The 26,144-nt window shown below is 64.0% G+C and carries 21 protein-coding genes; 13 read left to right on the top strand and 8 right to left on the bottom strand.

Annotated features, from left to right (window positions below; all coding sequences use genetic code 11):
- Positions 1-31 precede the first annotated feature (31 nt).
- Positions 32-1,042 (bottom strand): 2-hydroxyacid dehydrogenase, encoded by a 1,011-nt coding sequence (locus OO12_RS16730; protein ID WP_034159847.1) that lies wholly within the window; start codon positions 1,040-1,042, stop codon positions 32-34.
- 100 nt (positions 1,043-1,142) lie between these two features.
- Between OO12_RS16730 and OO12_RS16725 the strand changes: the two genes are divergently transcribed.
- From OO12_RS16725 to OO12_RS16710, 4 genes are all read left to right on the top strand, one after another.
- Positions 1,143-1,646, top strand: a complete 504-nt coding sequence (locus tag OO12_RS16725) for an SH3 domain-containing protein (RefSeq protein WP_034159846.1) — start codon at positions 1,143-1,145, stop codon at positions 1,644-1,646.
- A 7-nt stretch (positions 1,647-1,653) separates the two neighbouring features.
- A complete protein-coding gene (locus OO12_RS16720; protein ID WP_034159845.1) occupies positions 1,654-2,130 on the top strand; it encodes a GNAT family N-acetyltransferase in 477 nt (158 codons plus the stop codon).
- A gap of 3 nt (positions 2,131-2,133) precedes the next feature.
- On the top strand, positions 2,134-2,850 hold the full coding sequence (locus OO12_RS16715) for a class I SAM-dependent methyltransferase (protein WP_034159844.1): 717 nt from the start codon (positions 2,134-2,136) through the stop codon (positions 2,848-2,850).
- A 114-nt stretch (positions 2,851-2,964) separates the two neighbouring features.
- Entirely contained in the window at positions 2,965-3,153 is a 189-nt protein-coding gene (locus OO12_RS16710) for a hypothetical protein (protein WP_034159843.1), read from the top strand.
- 43 nt (positions 3,154-3,196) lie between these two features.
- Here the strand turns inward: OO12_RS16710 and OO12_RS16705 are convergent, their stop codons facing one another.
- Entirely contained in the window at positions 3,197-4,384 is a 1,188-nt protein-coding gene (locus OO12_RS16705) for an acetyl-CoA C-acyltransferase (protein WP_034159842.1), read from the bottom strand.
- 84 nt (positions 4,385-4,468) lie between these two features.
- Here OO12_RS16705 and OO12_RS29165 point away from each other — a divergent pair, with 84 nt between their 5' ends.
- From OO12_RS29165 to OO12_RS16680, 5 genes are all read left to right on the top strand, one after another.
- Entirely contained in the window at positions 4,469-4,900 is a 432-nt protein-coding gene (locus tag OO12_RS29165; protein ID WP_235364836.1) for a hypothetical protein, read from the top strand.
- Positions 4,893-5,648 carry a prepilin peptidase gene (locus OO12_RS16695; protein ID WP_034159840.1) on the top strand — a complete coding sequence of 252 codons (756 nt, stop codon included), beginning with the start codon at positions 4,893-4,895 and terminating at the stop codon, positions 5,646-5,648. The genes OO12_RS29165 and OO12_RS16695 overlap by 8 nt, the downstream gene beginning before the upstream one ends.
- On the top strand, positions 5,645-6,115 hold the full coding sequence (locus OO12_RS16690) for a hypothetical protein (RefSeq protein WP_034159839.1): 471 nt from the start codon (positions 5,645-5,647) through the stop codon (positions 6,113-6,115). Before OO12_RS16695 ends, OO12_RS16690 begins: the two co-directional genes overlap by 4 nt.
- Before the next feature lie 67 nt (positions 6,116-6,182).
- Positions 6,183-7,601: a coniferyl aldehyde dehydrogenase gene (locus OO12_RS16685; RefSeq protein ID WP_034159879.1), complete on the top strand. Its 1,419-nt coding sequence runs from the start codon at positions 6,183-6,185 to the stop codon at positions 7,599-7,601.
- A gap of 403 nt (positions 7,602-8,004) precedes the next feature.
- Positions 8,005-10,968, top strand: a complete 2,964-nt coding sequence (locus OO12_RS16680; RefSeq protein WP_034159838.1) for a TonB-dependent receptor plug domain-containing protein — start codon at positions 8,005-8,007, stop codon at positions 10,966-10,968.
- An 85-nt stretch (positions 10,969-11,053) separates the two neighbouring features.
- On the opposite strand, the gene OO12_RS16675 is transcribed toward OO12_RS16680, so the two are convergent.
- From OO12_RS16675 to hppD, 6 genes are all read right to left on the bottom strand, one after another.
- A complete protein-coding gene (locus OO12_RS16675) occupies positions 11,054-12,262 on the bottom strand; it encodes an RNA polymerase sigma factor (protein ID WP_034159878.1) in 1,209 nt (402 codons plus the stop codon).
- 5 nt (positions 12,263-12,267) lie between these two features.
- Complete coding sequence (locus OO12_RS16670; protein WP_034159837.1) at positions 12,268-12,612, bottom strand: YciI family protein; 345 nt, start codon at positions 12,610-12,612, stop codon at positions 12,268-12,270.
- Between the two features lie 118 nt (positions 12,613-12,730).
- Positions 12,731-13,498: an enoyl-CoA hydratase gene (locus tag OO12_RS16665; RefSeq protein ID WP_034159836.1), complete on the bottom strand. Its 768-nt coding sequence runs from the start codon at positions 13,496-13,498 to the stop codon at positions 12,731-12,733.
- Positions 13,495-13,938 (bottom strand): MarR family winged helix-turn-helix transcriptional regulator, encoded by a 444-nt coding sequence (locus OO12_RS16660; RefSeq protein WP_034159877.1) that lies wholly within the window; start codon positions 13,936-13,938, stop codon positions 13,495-13,497. The genes OO12_RS16665 and OO12_RS16660 overlap by 4 nt, the downstream gene beginning before the upstream one ends.
- Before the next feature lie 245 nt (positions 13,939-14,183).
- Positions 14,184-15,470: a homogentisate 1,2-dioxygenase gene (hmgA, locus tag OO12_RS16655; RefSeq protein ID WP_034159835.1), complete on the bottom strand. Its 1,287-nt coding sequence runs from the start codon at positions 15,468-15,470 to the stop codon at positions 14,184-14,186.
- A 128-nt stretch (positions 15,471-15,598) separates the two neighbouring features.
- The gene (hppD, locus tag OO12_RS16650; protein ID WP_034159834.1) at positions 15,599-16,669 is read right to left on the bottom strand and encodes a 4-hydroxyphenylpyruvate dioxygenase; all 1,071 of its coding nucleotides are present in this window, start codon (positions 16,667-16,669) and stop codon (positions 15,599-15,601) included.
- Positions 16,670-16,863: 194 nt separating this feature from the next.
- Between hppD and OO12_RS16645 the strand changes: the two genes are divergently transcribed.
- From OO12_RS16645 to OO12_RS16630, 4 genes are all read left to right on the top strand, one after another.
- On the top strand, positions 16,864-17,310 hold the full coding sequence (locus tag OO12_RS16645) for a MarR family winged helix-turn-helix transcriptional regulator (protein ID WP_052215972.1): 447 nt from the start codon (positions 16,864-16,866) through the stop codon (positions 17,308-17,310).
- 94 nt (positions 17,311-17,404) lie between these two features.
- Entirely contained in the window at positions 17,405-19,549 is a 2,145-nt protein-coding gene (locus OO12_RS16640) for a malate synthase G (protein ID WP_034159833.1), read from the top strand.
- A gap of 141 nt (positions 19,550-19,690) precedes the next feature.
- Positions 19,691-21,835, top strand: a complete 2,145-nt coding sequence (locus tag OO12_RS16635; protein ID WP_034159875.1) for an autotransporter assembly complex protein TamA — start codon at positions 19,691-19,693, stop codon at positions 21,833-21,835.
- Positions 21,835-26,103 carry a translocation/assembly module TamB domain-containing protein gene (locus OO12_RS16630; RefSeq protein WP_034159832.1) on the top strand — a complete coding sequence of 1,423 codons (4,269 nt, stop codon included), beginning with the start codon at positions 21,835-21,837 and terminating at the stop codon, positions 26,101-26,103. The genes OO12_RS16635 and OO12_RS16630 overlap by 1 nt, the downstream gene beginning before the upstream one ends.
- The last annotated feature ends 41 nt before the right edge of the window (positions 26,104-26,144 follow it).

The raw sequence follows: 26,144 nt of genomic DNA, 5'->3' as shown, positions 1-26,144 counted from the left end.
CCCGGCAGCCGAATGCTGTCGGGATGTGCGGTCAGGCCCAACCTTCCAGCACCTGATCGGGCGGGCGGTGTCCGTCGGCCCACATACGGATATTGGCGATGACCTTCTCGCCCGTCGCAAGGCGCCCCTCATAGGTGGCAGATCCCATGTGGGGCAGCATCACGACATTGGGCAGTGCGAGCAGGCGCGGGTCGATCTCGGGTTCATGCGCCCATACGTCGAGCCCGGCGCCGGCCAGGCGGCCGCTCTCAAGTGCATCGACCAGAGCGGCCTCGTCGACGATCCCGCCGCGCGCCGCGTTGATCAGATAGACGTGCGAGCGCAGCAGGCCGATGCGCCGCGCGTCGAGCAGGTTTTCGCTTGCCGGGTTGCGCGGGGTATGGATCGTCAGGATGTCGATCGCCGACAACATATCATCGAGATTCTCATGCCAGGTCGCGGCAAGCTGCGCCTCGAGCACCGCAGGCAGGCGATGACGGTTGTGATAATGGATCGACAGGCCGAAGGCGCGCGCGCGCGCGGCGACCGCCTGGCCGATGCGGCCCATGCCGATAATACCCAGGGCCTTGCCGCCGATGCGGTGACCAAGCATCCCGCCCGGGCTCCAGCCTTTCCATTGCCCGGAGCGGACAAGTTTCTCACCCTCGGCCAGCCGGCGCGGCACCGACAGGATCAGCGCCATGGTCATGTCGGCGGTATCTTCTGTCAGCACGCCCGGCGTGTTGGTGACGATGATGTCGCGCGCGCGCGCCGCTTTCAGGTCGATATGGTTCACGCCGGCGCCGAAATTGGCGATCAGCTTCAACCGCTCGCCCGCGCCGGCAATCAGCTCGGCATCGATCTCATCGGTTACGGTCGGGACGAGGACGTCGCAATCGGCCATCGCGGCGGCAAGCTGCTCGCGCGTCATCGGCGCGTCGCCGCGATTGTTCACCGTGTCGAACAATTGCTCCATCCGATCCATGATCGTGTCGGACAGTTCACGGGTCACGACCACCCGGGGTTTCGACACTTTGGCGGATGGGCGTCTCATTTCGGGCATGATTCCGGCTTGGCGAAGCCCTTGGCCTACGTCAACGGTGGTTGAACCGCCTCTTGCGAACGGAGTAAATGATTCGTGAAGTGGGGGACAGGGAAGAGTTATGCGTAACAGTGCGAGAATCATGCTCGCCATGGCGGCGATCGGACTGACGGTGTCGGGCCTGGCGCCGGCTTTGGCCGGATTGATCCAGAAGAAGCCGCCTTATTTCGCGTCGATCTCGGCAGGCAAGGCGCGCATGCGTACCGGCCCGGCGCGGACCTATCCCGCGAGCTGGCTGTATCAGCGCGCCGATCTGCCGGTGAAGGTGATCGATGTGTACGAACGCGGCGCCTGGCTCAAGATCGAGGATCCATCGGGCACGCAAGGATGGATGATGGGCACGCTGATCAGCGAGGCGCGCACTGGCCTGATCATGGGCACGATCGCCGAATTGCGCGATTCGCCGCGCTTCGGCGGCAAGATCATGTGGCGCGCGGCGCCGGGCGTAGTCGGGCGACTGAGCAAATGCGCGCGCGGCTGGTGCTATTTCGATGTGCGCGGCCGGGGCGGCTATGTCGAAGCGAACCAGCTCTGGGGCGTCGACCCCGGCGAATCGCTGAACTGACGCCGCGATGCGTATCGTCACGGATGATCTGACTCACCCCGATGTCATCGCGCTGGTCGAATTCCATCTCGGCTCGGCATTCGAGAATTCGCCGCCGGGCAGCGTCTTCGCGCTCGATCTCGCGGGTCTGAAGAATCCGGCGGTGACGCTGTGGACGGCATGGGACGATGACGCCTTGCTCGGTATGGGCGCGCTCAAGCGGCTCGATGCCGACCATGGCGAACTGAAATCGATGCGCACCGCGCCGGCGCATTTGCGGCGCGGCGTGGCGGGCGCAATGCTCGATCATCTGATCGCCGAGGGGCGGGCGCGGGGATATCGGCGGCTGAGCCTCGAAACGGGCAACAACGCCGCATTCGCGCCAGCACGCGCGCTGTATCAACGCGCCGGCTTTGTCGAATGCGGTCCGTTCGCTGATTACAGCGATGCGAGCTTCAGCCAATATTACACGCTGGCATTGGATGCGAACGCAGTGCATCCCTGACCTATGAGCGATGATATCTACGCCCCGGACTATGTGAAGGGCGTATTCGACCGTTGTTCCGATCGCTACATCATGTTCAGCTGGCTGTGTTCGTTCGGCTTTACCGAGCGGTGGCGGCGGCAATGCGTTGCAATGCTGCCCGAACCGGCGGGCCCGGCGGGGTATGACCTGATGGCGGGCACCGGCGAGGTCTGGCCGCATTTGCTCAAGCGCTTTCCGTGGATCGATCAGATCACCGCGGTGGATATATCGTCGGGCATGCATCGGCGGGCGATCGATCGTCTTCACCAGCATCGCGCGCACCGTATCGCGTTCATCGAGGATGATGTCTTCGCGAGCAACTTGCCGGATGCGAGTGCCGATTTCGTCGTCGCGACGTTCGGGTTGAAGACATTCAACGCCGACCAGTTGACCCGGCTTGCGCGCCTCATCGCGCGCGTGCTCAAGCCCGGCGGCAGCTTCTCGTTGATCGAAGCATCCGACCCGAAGGGCTGGTGGCTGCGGCCGCTTTATCGTTTTCACTTGAAGACGGTGCTGCCGCTGATGGAGCGTTTCCTGCTGCGCGGCGCGCAGGATTTCGCGAAGATCGGTACCTACAGCACCAATTTCGGCGACTCCCGCGCCTTTGCCGAGATGCTGCGCGCCGCGCATCTCGAGGTCGGTTTTCATCGCTATTTCTTCGGCTGCGCAACGGGGGTCAGCGGACGGAAGCCGAGCTAGAGGATTGGGACCGGTTCGTCCCGGATCAGCGGCTTGTTCTTCGCGGATGAACGGGCCGGCGAGATATGCTATACCGCGCCGGTAGCAGTCGGTTGAATCCGGTAGGATGGTGCCATGAGTAACAAGGCAAAGGCATTGCTGGCGATCTTGGCCTGGTGCCTGATCGGGTTTGCCGCGATCGTGATCAGCGTGCCCGCAGCTGATCATATCGGTGCGCCGCACTGGCTCGTGTTCGCCGTGGCAGTGGTTCTTCCCGCTCTTCTGGCAAAGACGGTCGAACATATCTGGCGCCGTTCGGCCTGACCGGCCATTCGGCCAGGCCATCGACGCGGCCGGCCGATCCAGCCTAGTTCATCAACTCCACCGCGAGCGCGGTCGCTTCGCCGCCGCCGATGCACAGCGACGCCATGCCGCGCGTCTGGCCTGAGCTCTGCAGTGCCGACAACAAGGTCGCGAGAATGCGCGCGCCGCTCGCACCGATCGGGTGGCCGAGTGCACAGGCGCCGCCGTTGATATTGAGCTTGTCGTGCGGCAGGCCGAGGTCGCGCATCGCGATCATTGCCACCACCGCAAACGCTTCGTTCACTTCGAACAGATCGACCTGATCGGCCGACCAGCCGGCCTTCTCAAGCGCTTTGCGCATCGCGAAGACCGGTGCGGTGGTGAATTGCGACGGGGCATGGGCGTGCGCCGCCTGAGCGACGATCCGGGCGATCGGGTCAAGACCGAGCCGTTCCGCGACGCTGGCGCGGGTCAGCACCAGCGCGGCCGCGCCGTCGGAGATCGACGAGGCATTGGCGGCGGTGATCGTGCCATCCTTCGAGAAAGCGGGACGCAGGGTGGGGATCTTCGACGGATCGCCCTTTTCGGGTTGCTCGTCGAGCGTGACGGTCACGCTGCCCTTGCGGCCCGCGACCTCGACCGGAACGATCTCGCGATCGAAGCCGCCCGAGCGCTGCGCCTTTTGCGCGCGTTCGAGCGAGGCAATCGCAAAGTCATCCTGCTGCGCGCGCGTGAACTGATATTCCGCCGCGGTTTCCTCGGCGAAATTGCCCATCAGCTTGCCGGGCTCATAGGCATCCTCAAGGCCGTCGAGATACATATGGTCCATCAGCCGGTCATGGCCGATGCGCGCGCCGCCACGGTGGCGCAGCGACAGATAGGGGGCGTTGGTCATGCTCTCCATCCCGCCCGCCACGATCAGGTCGGCGGAGCCGGCGGCCAGCGCATCGGCGGCAAGCATCGTCGCCATCATGCCGCTGCCGCACATCTTGTTGACTGTCGTCGCCTCGATATGATTGGGCAGGCCGGCTTTCAGCGCCGCCTGACGCGCCGGCGCCTGGCCGAGCCCCGCCGGCAGCACGCAGCCCATATAGATCCGCTCGATCGCCTCGCCCGACAGGCCGGCGCGCTCGACCGCGCCGCCGACCGCCGCCGCGCCCAGTTCAGTCGCCGTCGCGCCGGAAAGCGCGCCCTGGAAGCTGCCCATCGGGGTGCGCGCATAGGACAGGATGACGATCGGATCGGCGGACATGGATGATGCTCCGGATATTGGCGATGTTGCAGGCGATCTAGGCGTGGGCGGAGCGGTTTACAAATGCGCGGCGGATGTTTGGGTGTGCTGGTCGCGACAAGCCCCGTCATGCTGCACCGGAGGCGCTTCCCCGGCGAAGGCCGGGGTCCAGTTGAGGAACAGGAGAAATGGCCGTTGCCGGTTGTTACATCCGGCACCACGACTGGGGCCCCAGCCTTCGCCGGGGAAGAAGTTGTTCTTTTTTCGGTGTTCCCAAGAAACTACGCCAGGCAAGTTCAGGGTGACGGCGAGAGTAGCAGAGCCTATCGCCACGCCATGGAAGACACGCTCATCACGGCGCTAAAATGGTCGATTTCGGGCAGCGGCATCGTTGCGGCGCTGAGGGTGTCGCTCGATTCCGGGCGCCGCGTGATCGGGTGGACGTTCGTGCTGTTCGTCGCGTCGAGCATCGCCTTGTTCGCGATCAACATTTTCGGCGTCTATCGCTCTCTGATCCGCAAGAAGGCCAATGGCTGAGTCTTGGCTTTGGCCGCTCGCGCTAGGTGTGCTCGGCGCCGTGCTCGGCAGCTTCATCGCAACGCTGGTGATCCGCTGGCCGCAGGGCCGGTCGGTGATGGCGGGGCGATCGCATTGCGATAGTTGCGATGCGGCGCTCGGCCCGCGCGACCTGATTCCGTTGATCAGCGCGGCAATCGCGCGCGGCACGTGCCGGCACTGCGCCGCGCCGATCGATCCGCGCCACTGGCAGATCGAGCTGACCGCGTTCGCTATCGGTGTGATCGCCGGACTGGCGGTGCCGGGGCCTGCCGCCTTGGCCGGCGCGGTGTTCGGCTGGCTGCTGCTGGCGTTGGCGGCGCTCGATGTCACCGAATTCTGGTTACCCGACCGGCTGACGATCACACTGGCGCTCGCTGGTCTGGTCACCGCTTTGCTTGGGGTCGATCCATCGCTGATCGATCGGCTGATCGGCGGAGTAGCCGGCTTCGGATCGCTATGGCTGATCGGCGCATCCTATAAGCGCTTGCGCGGCCGTGAGGGGCTGGGCGGAGGCGATCCGAAGCTGCTTGGTGCGATCGGCCTGTGGCTGGGGTGGCAAATGCTGCCAGCGGTGCTGTTGCTGGCCAGCATGACTGGCCTCGCCATCGCGCTGACCGCCAGGCTTGTCGGGCGGGGCGGAAAGCTCGATGACCGCATGCCGTTCGGTGCACTGCTTGCGATCGCCGCTTACCCGGCCTGGCTGTTCCTGCTAGGCTATCGGCCATGATCGCGATCGCTCTCCTGATGCTGCTCGCCGCCGACAAGGCCAAGCCGGCCGCGCCGCCGCCGCCGCCACCCGCGTCGATCGACGGGCTGCCGATCGGCGGCATTGCGCGGCAGGATCTGCCGGCGAGCGGATGTGCCGCCTATCTGTGGAGCGTCGGTCAGACCCGCACGCTGGTCGCGATGGCCAGCGCCGATCCCGCATCGGTGCGCCTGTCGATCGAGGGCCGACAGATCGATGTGCCGCGCACTGGACAGCAGGGTGGGGGGCAACAAGACGCGGGCGGCTTCGGTTTTTCCGATGTCACCGAATATGAAGGCGATGGCGTGAAGGCGGTGCTCGACATGACCATCACGACGCGCGGCGACCTGAAGGACGGCGCGACAGTGCCCGAAGCGACCTTGCGGATCGAGCGCGCCGGGAAGGACAGCATCATATTACCCGTGATGGGCTTGATCGGTTGCGTTTAAAGACTGATACATAGTCAGCCGCGCCGATGGCGGTGGGTCGAGGGACAGGATCCCCGGGGAGAGAATGATGTCCGATTTGAAGGCGATCCTGGCTGGTCAGCGCGCGGCATTCATGGCGGAACTTCCCGTGTCGATCGCGACACGCAAGGACCGGCTGAAGCGCGCCGCGGCGATGATCGGCGACAATGCCGAGCGCTTCTGCGATGCGCTGAGCGAGGATTTCGGACATCGCAGCCGCGAACAATCGATGCTCACCGACATCGCCTCGTCGATTGCGCCGATCAATCATTCGATCAAGTCGCTCGACAAATGGGCACGGCCCGAACGGCGCCCGGTGCAATTCCCGCTTGGCCTGCTCGGCGCGAAGGCCTGGATCGAATATCAGCCCAAGGGCGTGATCGGCATCATCGCGCCGTGGAATTTTCCCGTGAACCTGATCATGTCGCCGCTTGCGGGGGTGCTCGCCGCGGGCAACCGCGCGATGGTCAAGACGAGCGAATTCACCCCACGCGTCGCCGCCTTGTTCGAAGACGTGGTTGGCCAGTATTTTGCCGCCGAGGAACTGGCCTTCGTGTCGGGCGGGCCGGACGTCGGCAAGGCGTTCGCCGAATTGCCGTTCGACCATCTGATCTTCACTGGTGCGACCGCGATCGGCAAGCATATCCTCCATGCCGCCGCCGACAATCTGGTGCCGGTGACGCTCGAACTTGGCGGCAAGTCGCCGGTGATTGTCGGCAAGTCGGCGGACCTGAAACAGACGACCGAGCGGGTCGCGCTGGGCAAGATGCTCAATGCCGGGCAGATCTGCCTCGCGCCCGATTACATGCTCGTGTCCCCGGATCAGGAAGCCGCCGTGGTCGACGGGCTGAAGGCGGCCGCGACCGCGATGTATCCGACATTGCTCGCCAACCCGGATTATACCGCGATCATCAACGACCGGCATTTTCAGCGGCTCGGCAATCTGCTCGACGATGCGCGTGCGAAGGGCGCGACGGTTGAGGCGGTCAATCCGGCGGGCGAGGATTTCGGCACCTCCAACGCGCGGAAAATGCCGCTGCACATCATCACCGGCGTGACCGACGACATGGCGGTGATGCAGGAGGAGATTTTCGGCCCGGTGTTGCCGATCCGCCGCTATGACGGGATCGACGATGCAATCGACCAGGTGAACCGCCGCGACCGGCCACTCGGACTTTATTATTTCGGCAGCGATGGCGACGAGCGCCGCCGCGTGCTCGACCGGACCATCGCCGGCGGCGTGACGCTCGACGATGTGATCTTCCATATCTCGATGGAGGAATTGCCGTTCGGCGGCATCGGGCCGTCGGGCATGGGCGCCTATCATGGGCGCGACGGCTTCAAGACCTTCAGCCACGCCAAGAGCGTCTACAAACAGGCCAAGCTCGATGTGGCCAAACTCGCCGGACTCAAGCCACCTTATGGCAAGGCGACGATGGCATCGGTCAAGCGGCAGATGAAGGGCTGACCTGCGCCGTCGCGCGCGTCTCTTTCTCACCGCGTCTTGTTCAGCGCATTTGAGGATATCGACTCGAACCGGCGACGGAGCGGCAAGCCGTACCCGCGCTTGGGGTTCGGTCGCCCCTTCTGATCACCGCGCCCCTCGATCAGGGGGATGGCGGCCGCCCTGTTCAACATGGCGGATTTTTCGGCCTGTCTTATGCCTCGGGCGTTTCGGCCACGACGCGTTGTCGCCGTACGTTGGATCGAGTTCGAACATGAAAAAAATTTCATAATTGAAACAGTGACTTGTGACTTTTGAGACACAGGAAACAGAAAGAAATATTTCAGCAACAAATCAGCATTTACAGCATCAGGGGGCAGGCATATCGGCCGCCGCGGGGGAGACGAGTAACGCAAGGATCGTGTCCATGGCTTCCAAAAGCGTCTTCATCCGCAAGGCTCATCTGCTCGCAACAGCGGCGCCCGCTGTGCTCCTCCTTGTGTCGCCGGCGATGGCGCAGGATCAGCCTGCTGCTCCGGCGACGGCGGCTCCCGTCGATCCCCAGATGCAAAGCGCCGACCAGGGCGATCAGAGTCAGGATATCGTCGTCACCGGTTCGCTGTTCCGCCGTCCCGATACCGAAACGCCGTCACCGGTAACCATTTTATCGACGGAGAATTTGCAGCGCGCCGGCATTACCAACATCGCGGATGCGGTGCGGTCCATTTCGGCCGACAATAGCGGATCGATCCCGACCGCGTTTGCCGGCGGGTTCGGAAGCGGCTCGGCGGGGGTGTCGCTGCGTGGCCTGTCGGTCAATTCGACCCTCGTGCTGATCGATGGGATTCGGACGACCAACTACCCTGCTGCCGATGACGGCCAGCGCTCCTTTGTCGATCTGAACTCGATCCCCAGGAGCACGATCGACAGGATCGAAGTGTTGAAGGATGGCGCATCGTCGACTTACGGCGCCGATGCGATCGGCGGCGTGGTCAACATCATCACGCGCAAGGAGATCAAGGGCATCGAGGGCACCGTCGAGGGGGGGATTTCGCAACGCGGCGATGGCGGCGAACAGCGCCTTACGCTGACCGCCGGCTATGGCGATCTTTCGGAGCAGGGCTTCAACGTCTATCTCAATGGCGAGTATGAACATGACGCTCTGATCGGCGTCGCCGACCGGAAATTTCCCTACAACACCACCGACCTGACCTCGATTGGTGGCCTCAACAACAATGTCGGCGCATTTGGCGCATTCGGAGCCCGTGTCGGGACGATCAGCGCGGTGGTGCGGCCGGCGACGCAGTTGATCCCGGGCAATCCCTATTCTGGCGTGGCGCTGCCCAACACGCTCAGCCAGGTGCTCAACCCGGCCGGCTGCGCGGTCGGTACGATCGCGCGCAACGACCCGACGACGCTGGAAAATGGCGGCAATGGCGGCGCCTATTGCGAGCAGAATCAGGCACCCTATGGAACGATCGCACCGGAACAGACTCGCTATGGCTTTACCGGCCATGCGACGATCCAGGTTGGCGCCGATTCACAAGCCTATGTGACTGGATCCTATTACCACAGCACGGTGTTCTCGACCAATTCCGCGCCCACCATGATCCGGCAACGGAACCCGATCAATTCGACCAATATCGTTTTGCCGGCCCTGTTGGCGAACGGATCGATCAATCCGCAGGATCCCTATGCCAACATCATCGACCCGGTGACCGGGCAGCGTGAAGCAGCGCAGATTCAATATGCCTTTGGCGACATTCCGGCGACATTCAAGTCGGACAACAATGTCTACCGCCTGGCCGCCGGCATCTCCGGTAAATTCGGCCAGGGCTGGTCCTATTCGTTCGACGCAACCTATGCGCGCAGCGACCTGACCGGCGTGAACAAAGGCTATCTGAGCATCTCCGGCCTTGCCGATGCAATCAACAACGGGACCTATAACTTCATCGACCCGTCGCAGAATAGCCAGGCGGTACGCAATTCGATTGCGCCTGATGTGATCAGCAAGGCGAAGTCGGAAATGTACATGGCGCAGGCCGTGGTGACCAAGGACCTGTTCAATCTGCCGGGTGGACCACTCCAGATTGGCGTCGGCGGCGCGATCCGCCGGGAGACACTCGACAATCCCAATGCCAATGCGAGCCTGGATTTCCTCGGCCTGAACGCGGTCTCCGCCTCGGGCAAGCGGACGGTCTCGGCGGCATTCTTCGAAATCAACGCACCGTTGCTCGATCAACTCGAGATCAACGCATCGGGCCGGTACGATCATTATTCCGACGGGTTCGGACGCTTCTCGCCCAAGGTCGGCGTGAAGGTGACGCCGTTCAAGTCGCTTGCGTTGCGCGGCACTTTCTCGAAGGGTTTCCGTGCACCGAGCTTCGCGGAATCGCAGAAGGGCGCGGTGATCGGCTACACCACGGCGACGCCGCCCTGTTCGGTCATCATCGCCCATGGCGGTGTCAGCACGGGAACCGATCCCGATGGCAACCCGACCTGCTCAGGCGGCAATGGATATGTGCAGGCCTATTCGATCGGCTACAACAATGCGTCGAACCCCAGTTTGAAGCCGGAAAAATCGCGCAGCTTCACTGGCGGGGCGATCTTTCAGCCGACGCACTGGCTGAGCTTCACAGCGGACTATTACAACATCAAGAAGACCGATGTGATTTCCGGCGGGCCGGAATCGGGTGCGGCGCTCGCCAATTATTATGATGGCCAGCCGCTTCCGGCCGGCTATTCGGTCACACTTGACGACCCGGATCCGCAATTCCCCAATGCGATCCGCAAAGTGCTGATCGTCAATTCGCCCTATGCCAATGCCTCGGCGCTGAAGACATCGGGTATCGACGTGTCGGTCCAGGCCGATTTCAAATTCGGCGAGAATAATCGTTTCACCAGCCGGCTCGAAGGGACCGAGATTCTCACCTTCGACTTCAAGCCCTCGGCGACGGCGGGCTATGATCATTATGTCGGGACGCAGGCGCCCTATGCGATCTCTTCCGGATCGGGCACGCCGCGCTGGCGGGCCAACTGGCAGAACAGCCTGCAATTGGGCGCGTTCACCATCACCGGTACGGGCTATTACACCAGCGGCTACAAGAGCGTCGCCGTCGATCAGAACGGACCGACCGCAATCACCTGCACGGATTCGCTTTATGGAGCCGGTGCGAACTTCTGCCATACCAAGGGCTTTTTCGATCTCGACCTGGTCGGTCAGGTCAAGGTCAATGACAAATTCTCCTTCTACATGAACGCGATCAATGTTCTGGATGCAAAGCCGCCGCTCAATCCGGCAAATTATGCCGCGGTCAATTATAACGCGACCTGGTCGCAGGCCGGCATCATCGGGCGTTATTTCCGCGTCGGCGCGAACTTCAAATTCTAACGCGCTTTCGAGCGACGGGGTGGGGCGGCTTCGCAAGAAGTCGCCCCTTTTCGTCTTTCGGCCCAGCTCCCGTCGGGAGGGCGCCTCAAAGCTCGTCGCGCTGTGCCCCCAGCCAGCGTCGTTCCGCCATGTTGGGGCCGAGGCGCAGCGCGACGTCATAGGCGTCCCGCGCAGCATCGCGCAGCCCCAACCGCGCCAGTAATGCTGCGCGGACGGCGTGATAGGGCAGGAAATCGGCAAGGCCCGGGCAGGCGAGCGCATCGATTTCGTCCAGCGCCACGGCCGGACCGCGTACCTCGGCCAGGGCGACGCTGCGGTTGAGGCGCGTGACCGGATCGTCGCGGACCGCGAGCAGGGCGTCGTAGAGCGTGAGGATTGCGGGCCAGGGTGGCGGATCGCCGAGCGATGGGCGTGCACACCATTCCGCGTGGATCATCGCCGTCAACGCCCGTGGACTGCGCGCGTCGCGCATCAGCGCGGCGGCGAGCAGCGGGCGCGCTTCGGCGATCAGCCGCGCATCCCAGCGTGCCGGATCCTGACGATCGAGCGGCACCATCATGCCGTCCGCATCCACTCGGGCCGGACGGCGGGCCTCAGCGAAGCGGACCGTCGCGGCCAGCGCGAGCAAGTCCGGGTCGTGGGGAAGCAGTGTCACCAGCGTTGCCGTCACCTGCAGCATTTCCGCAGCATAGCCCGCGTGCTGCCCATGGCCGCCGCCATCTTCATGTGCCTTGGCATAGGCAATTTCGATCGTGCTCAGCACCGCGTCGAGGCGCTCGGGCCATGCGTCGGGGCCGGGCACTTCGAAGCTGATTCCGGTGTCCGCGATCTTGCGTTTCGCGCGCACCAGGCGCTGCGCAAGCGTGGTTTCGCTGGTGAGAAAGGCGCGGGCGATTTCCTGCGTCGACAGGCCACATACGAGCTTGAGCGTCAGGGCGGCGCGTGCCTCGGGCTGGATCGCCGGGTGGCAACAGACGAAGATCAGCCTGAGCCGTTCGTCGGGAATCAGGGTGGCATCGGCCATCAGCAGTTCCTCCGCGGTCGGTTCGGGCTCGGGTGGGGGCAGGGCAGCCCCAGCGCGGATCGCACTACGCCGGAGCATATCGAGCGCCACGCGATCGGCGACGCGGTAGAGCCACGCCGCCGGGTCGCGCGGTTGCTGCGCCGCCCATGCCGTTACGGCGCGCGCGCAGGCTTCGGCGAAAGCTTCCTCCGCCATGTCGAGGTCGCGGAACCGGGCCGCGAGCGCGGCGACGATCCGCCCCTTATGCGCGCGCGCGGCCCGGTCCAGCATATCGGTCAATGGACGATCAGCGGCCGGACTTCGATCGCACCGTCGGCACGCAGCGGCACCTTCTTCGCGATCGCCAGGGCGGCATCGAGATCGGGCGCTTCGATCACATAATAGCCGCCCAGCTGTTCCTTGGTTTCGGCAAAGGGGCCGTCATGGACCATTTGCTTGCCGCCGCTTGTACGCACCGTCGTCGCGGTGATCACTGGCTGCAATCCCGCGCCATCGATCTGCCGGTCGCCGAGTTCGCCGACCAGCGCCATATGCTTGTCGATAATCGCCATCATCTCGGGCGTGTCGGCTTGGTCGCCATACCCGCTCTCGTCCTCATAAATCAGCAGCATATATTGCATCGTTCATCTCCCCGATCGCGTGAGTGCGATCGTATAGCGGAGACGGGCGAGGGGGAGTGGATTCGACAGGGCGTGAAAAATTATTTGCCGGGTCGATCAGGTCGGCGTGATTGGACGCTCAGGCGAACCCGGAAAAGTCGGGCGCGCGGCGTTCGGCAAAGGCGGTGAATGCTTCTCGCGCTTCACCAGTCGAGAGGCGTTCGCCGAACAGCTTGCTCTCCGTGTCCATATGCGCGGTAATCGGGCCGGTCGCGCGCATCAGCTTCTTGGTCGCGACCAGCGCGCCAAGCGGTTGCCTGGCCAATCGTTCGGCGAAATTCCGGGCGGTTTCCTGCAACTCTTCGTTCGGCACGACCTTGTTGGCAAGGCCCCAGGCGACCGCGTCATGAGCGCCGACAGCCTCGCCAAGCGCGAACATCGAGAACGCCCGGACATGGCCGATGCGCTGCGGCAGCAACAGGCTCGACGCCGCTTCGGGCACCAGGGCCAGGCTTACGAACGGTGTCGTCAGTTGCGCATCTTCCGCCAGCACGACATGGTCGCAATGCAGGAGCATCGTCGTCCCGATGCCGACGGCGCGCCCTTGCACGGCGGCGATCAGGGGTTTGGCGGCTGTCGCGATCGCCCGGATGAAGCGCGCCACATTGTGCAGGCCCCCGCCGCCGGCGGCAACCGCGGCGAACTCGCCGATATCATTGCCCGATGTAAATAGATCGCCTTCGCTCCGAAGCAGAATCGCCCGAACGTCGCTATCATCATTCGCGTTTTCGATCGCATCGGCGAGCGACTTGTACATCGCGTCGGTCAGCGCATTCTTCTTGTCCGGGCGGTTCATCACCAGTGTCAGCACGCCGTTGGATTTCTCGATCTGGATATGGTCGGTCACTTGCCGTTCTCCTTGGGGAATTTGTCTCGCACGGCTTCCAGCCAGCGAGCGACGATCGCGAGTTCCGCATCGTCAAAGCCATTACAAAGCCGCTCATTCAGCGCATGTGCGCCGCGAATTGCCTCCGCCCGTGCGGCGGCTCCTTCAGCCGTCAGCAGGATGATCCATGCCCGCCCGTCCGCCGGATCGGGACAGCGCTCGATCAGGCCCGCGCGGGAAGTCCGGTCGATCAGGCCCGAAAGTGCCGGCGCTCCAAGGTCGAGGATCGGTCCAAGCTGCGCCATTGGCGTGCCCATGTCGGGCGACAATGCCATCAACAGCCCGGCACGTGCCGCGGTGGCCCCGTCGCCCTCGTCCTGAACCGCAGCCTGAACCCGGCGTTGCGCGACATTGAGGAGGTAGATGAATCTCCCACGCCTGTTGTTTGCGACGTTGCTCATGATGTCCGTGCTCGCGCTCGCCAAATCATTCGTATGCGAAATAGATGTTTCGTGTACGAAGTAAATGGGGAATTTGAAACGCGATATGGAGATGGTGTCGGGGAAGGATATCGGCATTTGCGCCAGGATGACGATGCGCTGACGGAATCACTTCCTTCCGGGCAGGTGGTGAATCAACCCGGCGCGACGCGACTCAAAACGCTTTCATCCAAGCGCATGGAGGGCCGGGTCCTGATCCAGCGTTCCTACCGGGCGGGCAACTGTGCCTTGGGAAAGCCAGTCCACACCTGATCATAATCCTCGTCGAGCGTACTGGTCTTCAGCGCGAAATCGGTTGGGCGGAAGACCCAACGGCTTTCGATCATGAAGGCCATGGTGCCGTCGATCTTGTGCGGCTTGAGTTCGGCTTCGCTTGCCCCCTTCCAGCTTGCGACATCGGGGCCATGGCCACTCATCTGATTGTGCAGCGACAGTGCGCCGGGGACGAAGCCATCGGCTTTCGCGTCATAGGCGCCGTGGATCAGGCCCATCGCTTCGCTCATCACGTTGCGATGGAACCAGGGTGGGCGGAACGTGTTTTCCGCCACCATCCAGCGCGGCGGGAAGATGACGAAATCGGCATTGGCGGTGCCGGCGACATCGCTGGGTGACGTCAGCACGGTGAAGATCGAAGGATCGGGATGGTCGAAACTGACGCTGCCGATCGTATTGAAATGGGCCAGGTCATAGCGGCACGGCGCATAATTGCCGTGCCACGCGACCACGTCGAGCGGCGAGCGGCCAAGCTGGGTCGCCCAGAGCGTACCGAGGAATTTCTGCACCAGTTCGAAATCACCCTCGCGATCCTCGAACCAGGCGACCGGCGTTTCGAAATCGCGCGGATTGGCGAGGCCGTTCGACCCGATCGGGCCGAGATCGGGCAAGCGGAAAGGTTGTCCGTGATTTTCCGCGACATAACCACGTGCCGTGCCGTCGGGCAGCGTCACGCGGAAGCGAACGCCGCGTGGGATCAACGCGACCTGGCCGGGCTTCACATCAATGCGGCCCATTTCGGTCAACAGCGTCAGCGCGCCCTGTTCGGGCAGGATAAGCAATTCGCCGTCGCCCGAGACAAAGGCGCGGTCGACCATATCCCGCGACGCGCCATAGAGATGCATCGCGACACCGGCCTGGGCCGCCGGACCTTCGCCCGCGACGATCATCGTTGTCAGGCTGTCGAGCCAGTCCGCATCGGCGACCTCGCTCGGTCCCCAGCGCAGCCGGTTGGGCGCGAGCGGGTCCTTGCTCACGCCGGGCGCGAAGCGTTTGGCGCCCGTGTAGCGCGTAAAGGCAGGATGCGCGGCGGACGGGCGCAGGCGATAAAGCCAGGAGCGGCGATTCTCGTGGCGCGGTGCGGTAAAGGCCGTGCCGCTGAGCTGCTCGGCGTACAGGCCGAAAGCAGGTTTTTGCGGTGAGTTGCGGCCAATGGGGAGGGCGCCGGGCAAGGCTTCGGTGGCGAAGTGGTTGCCGAAGCCGGTTTGATAGTCAGTCATCGCCGTTCCTTCTTACCCTCTCCCCCTGTGGGAGAGGGAGGGTGAGGGGGATTGCCGCTGATGCTCCGCACATCGCTCCCCCTCATCCGGCCCTTCGGGCCATCATCTCCCACAGGGGGAGATGGGTTTTAAGCGTCTACTTTGCCGGGCACCACGCCGCGACGAATTTGATCGAGCTCGATCGACTCGAACAATGCCTTGAAATTGCCCTCGCCAAAGCCGTCATTGCCCTTGCGCTGGATGATTTCGAAGAAGATCGGACCGACCATATTTTCGGTGAAGATCTGCAGCAGCAATCCACCGCCGGTTTCCGGCGCACCATCGATCAATATGTCGCGCTTGCGCATTTCCTCGACGTCATGGTTATGGCCGGGCAAGCGCTTGTCGATCAGGTCGAAATAGGTCTGCGGCGTGGTCTGGAACTTGATGCCGTTGGCGCGCAGCTTGTCGACCGTGCCGAAGATATCATCGGTCGCCAGCGCGAGATGCTGAATGCCTTCGCCCTTATAGTCCTTGATGAATTCCTCGATCTGCGAATGCTCGTCCTGGCTTTCGTTGAGCGGGATACGGATCTTGTCGTCGGGCGCAGTCATCGCTTTGGAGAACAGGCCGGTCGCCTGGCCTTCGATGTCGAAATAGCGGATCTGGCGGAAATTGAAGATCGTCTCGTAATAATTGGCCCAATAATCCATCCGGCCACGCTGCAGATTGTGCGTCAGATGGTCGAGCGTGTGCAGGCCGACCGCATGGTCATCGACGCCCGCGCCGGGGACAGGCGTGAAATCGGTGTCGTAGATCGTCTCGCCGCCGTGCCGGTCGACCAGATACAGGTTCGCGCCGCCAATGCCTTCGATCGCCGGAATGTCGAGTTCGCCCGGGCCGTGCTCACCCTTGACCGGGCTCGCGCCGCGCTCGATCGCCAGCTTCAGCGCCTGGTCGCTGTCGGCGACGCGGAACGCCATCGCATTGGCCGAGGGGCCGTGCGCATTGCGGAAACCGGCGACCTGGCCGGCCTCGTCCATGTTGAGCAGGAAGTTGACGTCGCCTTGCGCGTAGCGGCGGACATTCTTCGATTTGTGCGTGCCGACATGAGTGAAGCCCATCTTCACGAACAGGTCGGCCAGCGCTTCCGGATTCGGGCTGGTGAATTCGACGAACTCGAAGCCGTTCAGGCCCATTGGGTTCTCGGTCGCAGTCATGACGGTATCTCCGTGAGGGGAAATGTGGTTACAGATGATACTATATCGGGGTTTGATCGGGCCGTCCATATCAATGGTGACGCCCTGGACTTGTTCCGGGGTCCACCGTGCCCCGCGCGCGTCAAAACGAGGGCTTTGCGGATACCGGGACGGCCCGGCATGACGAACGGGACAGCTTGGGTTAGGAAGCGCGGATGCCGACGCTCAATCTGGACGATTTCCTCCCGTATCGCCTGTCGATCGCCTCGAACCGCGTGTCGTCGGCGATCGCCACCGCCTATCAGTCGCTTTTCGGGCTCAAGATCCCGGAATGGCGGTTGATCGCCGTCATCGCGGAAGGCGAGGGGATGACGCAGCAGGCGCTCGGCTCCGCCACGCGGATGGACAAGGTGACGGTGAGCCGCGCCGCGATCGCCTTGTACGATCGCGGCCTGGTGCAGCGGCGGCCCAATCCCGACGATCAGCGATCGCATCTCTTATCGCTGACGATCGCGGGCAAGGCCTTGTACGACAGTGTCACGCCCAAGGCATTGGCGCTGGAGAAGCAGGTCTTTGCCGGCTTCTCCGCGGCGGAGATCAAGACGTTCCGCACGCTGCTCGATCGGGTCGAGGCCTCGGCCGAAAAGATCGATCCGGCATAATCCGTCCCGAACGGGGTTGATGCCCGGCCCTTGGCTGGCCTAAGCGGCAGTGGTCGTGCCCTCCCCAGGCAGTTGCAATCTCCAAGGAGGCCTCATGCCCAAGATGCTCGATCGTGCCGGTCTGTCGGTTGCCGAACCACTGGTGCGGTTCGTTGAGGGGAGGCTGTTGCTCGGGTTGCAGATCCACGCCAGCGACTGGTGGCGCGGCGTGGCGGATATCTTCGCGCGCTTCACGCCCGAGAATATTGCGCTGCTGGCCAAACGCGTGTCGCTCCAGGCGCTGATCGATGCCCGCTATGTCGCCGGAGAACCGGTCGACGAGGCCTATCTGCGTGAAATCGGCTATCTCGTGCCCGAACCCGCGCCATTCACCATCGGCACGACTCATGTCGATGCCGAAGTCGCGACCATGGCCGGGCCGCAATTGGTGGTGCCGATTCTCAATGCCCGCTTCGTCCTGAATGCCGCCAATGCGCGCTGGGGCAGCCTGTACGACGCTTTCTACGGTACCGACGCATTGCCTGGAAGCGCGCGCGCCGGCGGCTATGACTCGGATCGCGGTGCCCAGGTGATCGAGCGCGCGAAGGCCTTTCTCGATGAAGCGGTGCCGCTGGCGAGCGGCAAATGGGATGAGGTCGCCTCGCTCAGCGTCGCGAATGGTGTGTTGATGGCGCGGGGCCTGTTGACGGGGCAGGCGCCTGCGCTGCGCGACCCATCGGCCTTTGCCGGTTATCGCGGCGATCCCGGCAGCCCGACGGCGCTGCTGCTGCGTCATAACGGCCTGCACATCGAAATCGTCATCGATCGCAGCCATTCGATCGGCAGCGAAGATCCGGCGGGCATCGCCGATGTGATCCTCGAATCCGCGCTGACCTCGATCGTCGATCTTGAGGATTCGGTCGCGGCGGTCGATGCCGATGACAAGGTGCTGGCCTATAGCAACTGGCTCGGCCTGATGCGTGGCGACCTGGAGGAAAGCTTCACCAAGGGCGACCGCACCATCACGCGCAAGCTGGAGGACGACCGCAGCTATACCGCGCCCGATGGCGGCACGCTGACATTGCCCGGCCGCAGCCTGTTGTTCGTGCGCAATGTCGGTCATCTGATGACCACGCCCGCGATCCGGCTCGCCAATGGCAGCGAAGCGCCCGAGGGCATTCTGGATGCGATCATGACCAGCACGATCGCGCTGTACGACCTGCGCGGGCTGGGCAAATATCGCAACAGCCGCGCGGGCTCGGTCTATATCGTCAAGCCGAAGATGCACGGCCCCGAAGAAGCGGCACTGACCAATGCGCTGTTCGACGCGGTCGAGGATCTGCTGGCGATCGAACGCCACACGTTGAAGGTCGGCGTGATGGATGAGGAGCGCCGCACCTCGGCCAATCTTGCCGCGTGCATCGAAGCGGTGAAAAACCGCATCGTGTTCATCAACACCGGCTTTCTCGACCGCACCGGCGACGAGATGCATACCGCGATGCGCGCCGGGCCGATGATCCCCAAGGCCGAAATGAAGGCGAGCGACTGGATCAAGGCCTATGAGGACCGCAATGTCCGCATCGGCCTGGCGCATGGCCTGTCGGGCAAGGCACAGATCGGCAAGGGCATGTGGGCGGCGCCCGACCGCATGGCCGACATGATGGCGCAGAAGATCGGCCATCCACTTTCAGGCGCGAACACCGCCTGGGTGCCGAGCCCGACCGCCGCCACGCTGCATGCGATGCACTATCATCAGGTCGATGTCTTCGCGCGGCAGAAGGAAATTGCCGGTGAGGCGATTCCTGGCCTTGCGCCGCTGCTGACCGTGCCGGTCGCGGGCGGGCGCAACTGGACGCCTGAGGAAATCCGCGCCGAACTCGACAATAATGCGCAAGGCATTCTCGGTTATGTCGTGCGCTGGATCGACCAGGGCGTGGGCTGTTCGAAAGTGCCCGACATCCATGATATCGGCTTGATGGAAGACCGGGCGACGCTGCGGATCAGTTCGCAGCATATGGCCAATTGGCTGCTCCACGGCGTCGCGACCGAAGCGGATGTGGACGCCGCGTTCGCGCGCATGGCGGCAAAGGTCGATGCGCAGAATGCGGACGACCGGCTCTATCGGCCGATGTCGGGTAATGAAGCGACCAGCCTGGCCTATCAGGCGGCGCGCGCGCTGGTTTTCGACGGTGTGAGTCAGCCCAGCGGCTATACCGAGCCATTGCTCCATGCGTATCGCGCCCGGGTGAAAGCGGGTTAAGTGTGCGGCTTCCGCAAGGGCGGTGGGCGTTCCCGACCAAGTGCTGAATTGACGCGAAACCAAACTGATGCTCGGGCGTTGGCAGACGGGATGGGGGTTTGGCCGGAAAGGTTCCCCTAAGGGGAAATCGGTTTGAACTTTCTGGCATTTTCCAGCACCTGGCTTGTTCTACCGGTTGCGCTGGCGGCGCAGCAACAGACGCCGCCGGTCGTTTCGGCGTCGGATCAGTCGCTGACTCCGCCGGTCGTCGCCGCGCCGGTGGATCCCGATGCGGACGCGCCGATCGTCAGCGAACCCGATTTCGACAAGGCGCTGCCGCAACTCAGCGACGACATCAACGCGCCGCTCGAAGCGATGCCCGCCATTCCTTCGGCCCCGACCCTCCCTGCCGACCGGACGCTCCCTGCCGAGACGTCATCGACACCGCCGCCGACTGGTCCGGGGACATTGTCACCGCCGCCGCTGGAAGAAACCGAGCTGGCGCGGCCGCTGCCCGCGCTCGGCACGTTCGATTCGACTCCGCCGATCGACGTCGCGGATACCAATGACGACAAGACCGTGGTCATCCGCTACGATACCCAGGTCAACGGGCTCGACCCGCTTGAGCTGACCAGCCAGTTCAATGCGCTGTCCGCGCTGAAGGAAGGCGGCGGCAAGGCTGCCAATGCGACGATGATCTCCGCGCGGGCGCGCGAGGATGAAGCGCTTGCCGTACGGCTGATGAAGTCGCGCGGCTATTATGACGGCACCGCGAGCTCGACGATCGAAAGCGTCCCGAACGGCGGCAACGTCAAGGCGATCATCAGCGCGACGCCAGGCAAGCTCTACAAACTCGGATCGATCACGATCGAAGCCGGGCCGGTCACGCCGCCGGACTTGCTGACCCGCGAATTGCCGTTGCGCATCGGTGACCCGATCGAGGCCGACCGGGTGCAAGGTGCGGAAGCCAATCTCAGCCTGAAGCTGCCGCAACAGGGCTATCCGTTCGTCACGCTGGGTCAGCGCGACATCCTGCTTGACGATGCGAACTGGACCGGCGCCTATACGCTGCCGGTCGATGCCGGGCCGCGATCGTCGTTCGGCAGCTATTCGACCGAGGGCAAGCTGGCCTTCGATGCCGAACATGTCGGCGTGCTCGCGCGCTTCAAGGCCGGTGAGCTGTACGACAATCGCAAGGTCGACGATCTGCGCGATGCCCTGGTCGCGACGGGCCTGTTCTCGACCGTGTCGGTCGAACCGGTGCGCACCGGCAAGGCTGGCCCCGACGGGACCGAAGCGGTCGATCTGCTCGTCCGCCAGACGGCCGGCCCGCCGCGTTCGATCGGCGCCACTGCGGGCTATTCGACCGGCCAGGGCTTCCGCCTCGAAGGATCGTTCACTCACCGCAACATGTGGAAGCCGGAAGGTGCGCTGATCCTGTCGGTGGTGGCCGGTACGCAGGAGCAGGGGCTTGGCGCCACGTTCCGCCGGTCCAATGCCGGCAAGCGCGACCGCACCGTGACGCTCACCGCATCGGCCAATCACTCCAATTATGACGCGTTCAACGCCTTTACCGGCACGCTGTCGGGCCGGATCAGCTATGATTCGACGCCGATCTGGCAGAAGAAATTCACTTATGCCTATGGCTTCGAACTGGTCGGCACCAATGAGAGCGTCTATGATTTCTCGCGTCGCGAAAAGCACCGCGCGACTTATGGCATCCTCGCGCTGCCGGGGCAGGCGCAGTTCGACACCTCGAACGATTTGCTCAACCCGACCAAAGGCTATCGCCTCAAGCTGAGCTTCAGTCCGGAGACATCGGTGCGCGGCGGTGTCCGGCCCTATGCCCGGATGCTGATCGAAGGCAGCATCTACCAGCACGTCAGCGACAGCATCGTGCTCGCTGGACGGCTGCGTGCCGGGTCGATCCCGGGCATCGCGCGCGACGACCTCGCGCCATCGCGGCGTTATTATGGCGGCGGCGGCGGTTCGGTGCGCGGCTATGGCTATCAACGGCTCGGGCCGCTCGATCCCAATGGCGATCCGGTCGGCGGGCGCAGCCTCAACGAATTCTCGCTCGAGGCGCGCTACCGCTTCGGCAATTTCGGCATCGTGCCGTTCATCGACGGCGGCAACGCCTATGAAAGCGTGTTGCCCAAGGGGTCCGACCTGCGCTTTGGCGCCGGCATCGGCGGGCGTTTCTATACCAATTTCGGGCCGCTGCGCGTCGATGTCGCCACGCCGCTGAACCCGCGACCGGGCGACGGCAAAGTCGCGCTGTATATCTCGATCGGTCAGGCATTCTGATGGCCGAGGATACCATGCCCGCTGAAGCCGTACCCGTCGCACGCCGCCCATTATGGCTGTCGATCGTCAAATGGACTGCGATCGGTGTCGCCGGCCTGGTCCTGCTGCTGGCGCTGCTCATAGTCGGTCTCAACACCAGCCCGGGGCGGCGGCTCGTGGCCAACTTCCTCGGCGGATACACCACCGAGTCGGGCCTCAATATCAAGGTCGGCCGGATCGATGGCTCGATCTATGGCGCGATGATCCTGACCGATGTGCGGGTCAGCGATCCCAAGGGCATATTCCTGACCAGCCCACGCATCGATGTCGACTGGCAGCCCTTTGCCTTTGCCGGCAATCATGTCGATGTGCGGTCGGCAACGACCAGGCTGGTGACGGTACAACGCAGCCCCGAACTGAAGCCCGGCGACCCCAATGCGCCGCTGCTGCCCGATCTCGACATCGATATTGGCCGGTTGAAGATCGATCGGCTGGTGCTGGCCAAGGCGGTCAGCGGTGCAACGCATATCGTCAGCATCGACGGCGTCGCGCATATTGCCGACGCGCGGGCACAGGTGACAGCCAATGCGGTGGCGCTGACCGGGCAGGGGATTGCCGGCGGCGACCGGCTTGCGTTGAAGCTCGACGCGGTGCCGGCGCAGAACAAGCTCGATCTCGATGCGAAGGTCCAGGCGCCGGCCGGCGGCCTTGTCGCCAGCATGGCTGGCCTGACCGCACCGCTCGATTTCACGCTCAGCGGCGCGGGCAGCTGGAAAGCATGGACCGGCAAGGCAATCGGGACGCTGGGTGGGCAGCCGTTCGCCAATCTCTCGCTTGCGGCAAATGACGGTACATTCAAGATTCGCGGCACGGCGCAGCCCGCGCTGTATGTCGCGGGCTCCCCGGCGCAGGCTGCGGCGCAGCCCGGCACCAAGGTGAAGCCGGTACCGACCCCCGATAACCCCATGGCGCGCCTGACCGCGCCAATTGTCACGGTCGCGATCGACGCCGCGCTAAACGAACGCCGTGTCGATACCAAGCTGGCGCTGGCGTCGAATGCGATCGCGGTGCAGGGCGCCGGGCTGATCGATCTGGCGCAAAACCGGTTCGGCAAGTTCAAGCTCAGTGCGCGGCTGCTGACGCCCGGCGCGATCCTGCCCAATCTCAATGGCCGCGATGTCGCGGCGGACGTGACGCTCGATGGCGCCTTCGCCACGCCGACCGTCGCCTATGCGGTCCGCGCCGCCTCGATCGGTTTTGGCGAGATGCGCGTCGAAAGCCTCATCGCCGATGGCGTGGCTCGGGTCGATGCCAGGCATATCCTCGTGCCGGTCAATGCCCGCGCACGGCGCATCACCGGGCTCAACGCGGCGGCCGGCGGCTTGCTCGACAATGTCGCGGTCAATGGCGACCTGGCGATTTCGGGCGCGAACATCCTGTCGGACAATCTGCGCATCCGATCGCGCAAGATCGACGCCACGGCGATCATCGCCGCCAACGTCTCGACCGGGCGCTACACCGGCGCGATCAACGGGCGAGTCAATGATTACCGCCTTGAAAGCATCGGCATCATCGACCTGATGACCAATGCGAAACTGGTCACCGCACCGGGCGGCGGCTTCGGCATCACCGGGCGGATCGTCGCGCGTACCTCGCAGATCTTCAACGAAGGCGCACGCAGCTTCCTTGGCGGGAATGCGGTGATGCGGACCGATATCGGCTATGATCCGAACGGCATCGTCACCTTCCGCAACGTGCGGCTCAACGCGCCGCAATTCCGCATCACCGGCGGGTCGGGCCGCTATGATCCGGCGGGCGGCATCCTGGTCAATGCCGATGGCTATTCGACGCAATATGGTCCGCTGACCGCGCGCGTGTCAGGGACCGTCACGCAGCCGGTGATATTGCTCCGCGCGCCGCGACCCGGAGTCGGGATCGGCCTGGTCGATCTCGAGGCGCGCATCCGTGGCAACGGTACGTCCTATGCCGTCATCGCCACCGGCGGCACCGATTACGGGCCGTTCTCCGCTGATGTCATGGTGCGTCCGGGCACGTCGCTCGGCATCGATATCCGCACCGCGCGCTTTGCTGGCATGAACATCACCGGCAAGCTGCAGCAGACCGCGGCCGGCCCCTTTGCCGGGCGCGTGCAGTTCGCCGGTTCGGGCATCACCGGCGCCGCCAATCTCGGCGCGACAGGCAAATATCAGCGCGCCGATATTGCTGCGCGCGCCTATGCCGCGACGATTCCGGGCACTACCGACTTCACCATCGGCCGCGCGATCGTCGCTGCCAATGTGGTGCTGTACGATCAGCCGCAGATCGTGGCCGATGTGCAGCTTGCCGATCTGCGCTACGGTCCGACCGTGCTGTCCTCGGCCCGCGCGAAGATCGATTATCGCGACGGTAGTGGCACCGCGCGCGCGGTCGCGACCGGATCGAACGGCGTGCCCTTCAACATTGCGGTCAATTCGCGGCTCAGCCCGACTCTGTGGCTCGTCGCGGCACAGGGCCGCGCCAACGGCATCGGCTTCAAGACCGGTACGCCGGCCCGCATCCAGATCGAAAAGGGCAGTTATCATCTGCTGCCGATGCGGCTCGATTTCGACAAGGGCTCGGCGCGTATCGCCGGCACTTATGGCAAGGGGCTGGCGATCCAGTCGCGGCTCGATGCGCTGGATCTGTCGGTGATCAATGCGCTGATCCCCGATCTCGGCCTCGGCGGATCGGCGACGGGCAGCCTCGACTTCACTCAGCCGACCTCGTCTTCCTTCCCCCAAGCGGATGTCCGCGCGACGATCAGGAACTTCACCCGGTCGAGCCTCGCCGCGGTGTCTGAGCCGGTCGATATCGTCCTCGCCGGGAAGCTGGTGCCCGAAGGCGGCGATTTCCGCGCACTGATCAAGCGCGGCCCGGCGACCGTCGGGCATGTTGTCGCCACGCTCACCCCCTTGCCGCCGGGCAGTGGCTCCTGGACCAGTCGCCTGCTCGAAGCGCCGCTCGGCGGCGGCATTCGCTATAACGGCCCGGCCGGCGTGCTCTTCTCGCTCGCCGCCCAGCCCGACCAGCAATTGACCGGCCCGATCGCGGTCGCGGCCGATTTCTCCGGCCGCGCCCAGTCGCCCAGCCTCACCGGTGTAATCCGCGCCGACAAACTGACCTATGAGAACGAGACCTATGGCACGCGCCTGACCAACATGAAGATTGCCGGGCGTTTCACCAGCACCCGGCTCGACATCACGCAGCTTCAGGCGACGGCCGGCGACGGGACGGTTTCCGCACAAGGGGCGATCGGCTTCGCCGCTGATGAAGGATTCCCGATCGATATCCGCGCCAAGCTCAACAATGCGCGTCTCGCAAAAAGTGACGCGCTTGGCGCGACCGCCACTGGCGATATCACGCTGACCAGCAGCAAGGCCGATGGCGGCCTGATCCGCGGCACGCTGATCATCCCCGAGGCACGCTATGAAGTGATCGTTCAGGGGCAGGCGGAGGTGCCCGAACTGACCGGCATACGGCGCAAGAGCGATCTCGTGCGCCGACCGACCGATCGCCCGACCACGGCGCCCGTCGGCCTGTTCAAGCTCGACCTGCGCGTCCGCGGCGACAATCGCCTGTTCGTCTCCGGCATGGGACTGGAGTCGGAATGGCGCATGGATCTGCGCATCGGCGGCACCTCTGCGGCGCCTACGGTCAGCGGGCAAGCCAAGGTCGTACGCGGCACCTATTCCTTCGCCGGCAAGCGGTTCGATATCGACAGCGGCACCATCACCTTTGCCGGTGGTCCGCTGGCCGATCCGCAGATCGCGATCACCGCGAGCACGACGACCAACGGCATCACTGTCTCGATCAACATTACGGGCAGCGGACAGGCGCCGCATATCGCGTTCAGCTCGACGCCATCGCTGCCGCAGGATGAAGTGCTCAGCCGGCTGTTGTTCGGTAGCTCGGTCACCAATTTGTCGGCGACCGAGGCGATCCAGCTCGCCGCCGCGCTCAACTCGCTGCGCGGGTCGGGCGGCGGGCTCAACCCGCTCGGCAAGCTGCGCTCGGCGGCCGGAATCGACCGGCTGCGCATCCTCGGCGCCGATGAGGCGACCGGGCGCGGAACGGCGCTGGCGGCGGGGAAATATATCTCCGACGATATATATATCGAGATCATCACTGATGCCCGCGGCTTCACCGCGACTCAGCTTCAGGTCGCGCTGACCAAGAGCCTCAGCGTCCTGTCACAGGCTGGCTCCTTCGGTGGATCGAACGTCAGCATCAAATATTCGAAGGATTTCTGAGCGCGACACATGGCCACTTGACTAACGCATAGCTCGCTGGC

Origin of the sequence: Sphingomonas sp. ERG5 (assembly GCF_000803065.1) — a bacterium.
Lineage (GTDB): Bacteria > Pseudomonadota > Alphaproteobacteria > Sphingomonadales > Sphingomonadaceae > Sphingomonas.
Note: the sequence above shows the minus strand (reverse complement) of the source record. Positions and strands in the feature narration are given on the sequence as shown.